Origin of the sequence: Mesorhizobium sp. M7A.F.Ca.CA.002.09.1.1, from assembly GCF_003998555.1 — a bacterium.
GTDB classification, from domain to species: domain Bacteria; phylum Pseudomonadota; class Alphaproteobacteria; order Rhizobiales; family Rhizobiaceae; genus Mesorhizobium; species Mesorhizobium ciceri.
Map to the genome: position 1 here is coordinate 1 of NZ_RZRR01000663.1, position 3,235 is coordinate 3,235.

4 protein-coding genes and 1 pseudogene are annotated in these 3,235 nt (G+C 63.6%); all 5 read right to left on the reverse strand.

Annotated features, from left to right (window positions below; all coding sequences use genetic code 11):
• Positions 1-530 (reverse strand): annotated as a pseudogene (locus EN994_RS24050) (aldose 1-epimerase family protein); the annotation flags it as partial.
• 175 nt (positions 531-705) lie between these two features.
• A complete protein-coding gene (locus tag EN994_RS24055) occupies positions 706-1,422 on the reverse strand; it encodes a Bax inhibitor-1/YccA family protein (RefSeq protein WP_013531512.1) in 717 nt (238 codons plus the stop codon).
• A gap of 23 nt (positions 1,423-1,445) precedes the next feature.
• Positions 1,446-2,219, reverse strand: a complete 774-nt coding sequence (locus EN994_RS24060; protein WP_013531511.1) for an anti-sigma factor — start codon at positions 2,217-2,219, stop codon at positions 1,446-1,448.
• Positions 2,216-2,731: a sigma-70 family RNA polymerase sigma factor gene (locus EN994_RS24065; RefSeq protein ID WP_174299063.1), complete on the reverse strand. Its 516-nt coding sequence runs from the start codon at positions 2,729-2,731 to the stop codon at positions 2,216-2,218. The genes EN994_RS24060 and EN994_RS24065 overlap by 4 nt, the downstream gene beginning before the upstream one ends.
• A gap of 157 nt (positions 2,732-2,888) precedes the next feature.
• Positions 2,889-3,235 (reverse strand): helix-turn-helix domain-containing protein (locus EN994_RS24070; RefSeq protein ID WP_127307853.1); only part of this gene is annotated, 347 nt, incomplete at its 5' end.

Consider the following 3,235-nt stretch of genomic DNA (forward strand, 5'->3'; position numbering starts at 1 on the left):
TCCTTAAGGCGGCGGATCGGCGCCGGTTCATCGTGGGCAAAGATCAGCCGGTAATCCGTCTTGGCCAGATCCGGCTGCAAGGGCCAATTGAATGCCGGGCGCGCCCCGATCGATGCCGGCAGCGGCTCATCGCCGGTGTTGGTGATGTCGAAAGTCACATCAAGCTGCTGGCGGACCAGCGTGTAGGTCACTTCAAGCCGAAAGGCGAACGGATAGCGCGCCCGGGTGTCGGCGTCGTCGGCAAGCACCAGCGTGCAGGATCGCGGTCCCTTCCGCGCCCAGGCAAACGGCTTGTCGCGCGCGAACCCGTGCTGCGTCATTGGATAGGTCCGGCCGCGATGGCGCAGATGATCGCCCGCCAGCCGCCCTACGATCGGGAACAGCACCGGCGAGTGACGCCGCCATTCCGGCCCCGCCTGCCACAGGAATTCGAATCCGCGCACATCTTGCAGCGAAATCAGTTCGGCGCCCTGCGCAACGATGGTCGCCGAGATACCGTCGCCATGAAGCGTTTGGCTGTCCTGTGCCACATTTCCTCGCGGGTCGTTGTTGAAGGCCGGCGCGGTGGGCAGACTAGCAAAAGCGCTTCGGGACTCAAGGTGCAGCCTGGTTCTGCAGGAACGAATTGTGGCCGGAGGATCTCCCTCCGGCCACCTCTCCGCATCAAGAGCAATAACCCTCGCTCTTGCCCACAGCGGATAGTCGTTATTCGCGTTCGCCGGTGAAATTCAGCAGCAGCTGGAAGATGTTGATGAAGTTCAGATAGAGCGAGAAGGCGCCGAAGACGGCAAGTTTCTGGCGCGATTCCGCGTCGAAATTCTCGGCATACTGTTCCTTGATCGTCTGCGTGTCCCAGGCGGTCAGGCCGATGAACACGGCGATGCCGATCACCGAGATGGCGAACTGCAGCGCGGTCGAGCCGAGGAAGATGTTGACGATGCTGGCGATCACCACGCCGATCAGGCCCATGATCAGGAACGACGAGAACTGGGTCAGGTCGCGCTTTGTCGTGTAGCCGTACAGGCTGGTGGCGCCGAACATGGTGGCTGCGATGAAGAAGGTGCGCGCGATGCTGGTTCCGGTGAACACCAGAAACACGGAGGCGAGCGAGAGGCCCATGACCGCGCAGAAGGCCCAGAACATCGCCTGGGCATTCGCCGCGGACATGGTCTGCATCTTGAACGAGAACAGCATGACGAAGGCGAGCGGTGCCAGCATCACCACCCATTTCAGCGGGCTGGAGAAGATCGGCACGTAGAGCGCCGGCGTCGATGAGATCATGAAGGCGACGAGGCCGGTGACCACCAGGCCGACACCCATGTAGTTGTAGACGCGCAGCATATGCTGGCGCAGGCCCTCGTCGAAGACGGCTCCGGTTTGGGCGCCGGCGGCGACGCGATATCCCAGATTGGGGGTGTTCATTTGCGTTCTCCTTTGTGGATCGATCAGTAGAGCGTCTTGGCGAGCGTCTCTGCGGCGCGGTCGAGGTCGTGGACCTCGCTTCGTCCGACCACCGCATAAGCCACATCGCCGATCTGGAAATAGGCCGATGAGATGTCGCCCGAGGGCGCGATCGTCGGCTTGACGACGTCGAAGGTTCCAGGCCGGATCGCAAACAGCGACACCAGCCCCATGTCTTTCGTCTCGACCGCCATCTCGACGCTCGGACCAAAGCGGGACGGATAGATCTGCACGTCGCGGACCTTCCAATCCTTGGGCAGCGACGGCATGACGATGGCGGTCGCGGCGCGAATCTCGCCGGCGTTGTAGTTGGGCGCCTCGGGCTGCGACGGCATGCTCTCGCGCACCAGCGTGGTCCTGTGGGCCCGCACTGCGTCGTCGACATAGGCGGGCGGCTGCGGCGAGGCGACGACCTTGGTCACCGACATCGGCCCGATGATACCGTTCGCCAGCCACCCGGCGGCGACGAAGACAGCAACCACCGCGGCGCGCTGCAGCACACCGAAGATGCGGCCGCGGGCAAGCCCCCTCTCCAGCCGCCGCGCGGCATCGGCGGTCGCGGGCCGTGCCATACCTTTGGAGCCGGCAAGCGCCACGCGCAGTTCATCGCGGGTCCTGAGATCCGACATCACGCGCGCCGCCGCCTCCGGGCGAGCGGACAAGAATGCCTCCACCTCGATGCGGCGGGTGACGTCGATCTGGTCGTCGACATAGGCGTCGAGGTCGATATCCGTCACGGGATCGACAGTTGCGGTCATGAAGGGCCTCCAACGATCCTGAGGTGGTTTTTTGCCTTCGCCGGCTCCTCCATCTCGCGCAGCGCGGCGCGCGCCCTGCCGATGCGCGACATCAGCGTGCCGAGCGGCACGCCGCTGGCATCGGCGGCCTGCTGATAGGAGAGGCCTTCGATAGCGACGAGGTGCAGCGCTGAACGCTGTTCTTCCGGCAGGCTGAAAAAAGCCTGGCGCACCTGCGCCAGGCGCACCGAATGTTCCTGTGGTGCCGGCGTGCTGCCGTCGGCCAGGTATCCAGCCTGTTCGACGCGCGACGCCTCGGACTTGCGGGCCCGCATCCTGTCGATGAAGGTGTTGTGGACGATCGACAGCAGCCACGCGCGCAGGTTTCCGCCGGAGCGGAAGGTGCTGCGCCGCTCATAAGCGCGCACCAGCGCGTCATGGACAAGGTCCTCGGCGTCGGTGCTGTCGCGCGTCAGCGAGCGCGCATAGCGGCGCAGCGAACCGAGCTGTCCTATGATGTCAAAGCGTGGCATCGGCGGTTTCATGTCCTGTTTACGGAACATGTGGGGATTTTAATCCCTGCCCTGCCAATTTTTTCCTTTGGAGGACATCGTTCGAATGCAACGATTGATGCCGGCATCAATCTTATCATCGGCATCGCCACGATGTGCCATGCCCGGTGGATCGTGCCTACTTCACACGCCTCTTCTCCAGCTTCCGCGCCAGCGTCCGGCGGTGCATGCCCAGCCGTCGTGCCGTCTCGGAAATGTTGAAGTCGGCCTCCACCAGCGTCTCGTGGATGCGCTCCCATTCGAGGTTCTTTATCGAGGTTGGCCGCTCGGCGAGCGGCACCGAAGCATTGCCCTCGACCTGGCCGAAAGCCGCTTCTATGTCGTCTGTATTGGCGGGCTTGGCGAGATACTGGCAGGCGCCGAGCTTGATCGCCTCGACAGCGGTGGCGATGCTGGCAAAGCCGGTCAACACGACGATCCGCATTTCAGGATCGTCGTGTTGACCGGCTTTGCCAGCATCGCCAC

Excerpts from the sequence above, each read along its gene's own strand:
- EN994_RS24060 (WP_013531511.1), bottom strand. The coding sequence starts at position 2,219 with ATGACCGCAACTGTCGATCCCGTGACGGATATCGACCTCGACGCCTAT.
- EN994_RS24065 (WP_174299063.1), bottom strand. The coding sequence starts at position 2,731 with ATGCCACGCTTTGACATCATAGGACAGCTCGGTTCGCTGCGCCGCTAT.
- EN994_RS24055 (WP_013531512.1), bottom strand. The coding sequence starts at position 1,422 with ATGAACACCCCCAATCTGGGATATCGCGTCGCCGCCGGCGCCCAAACC.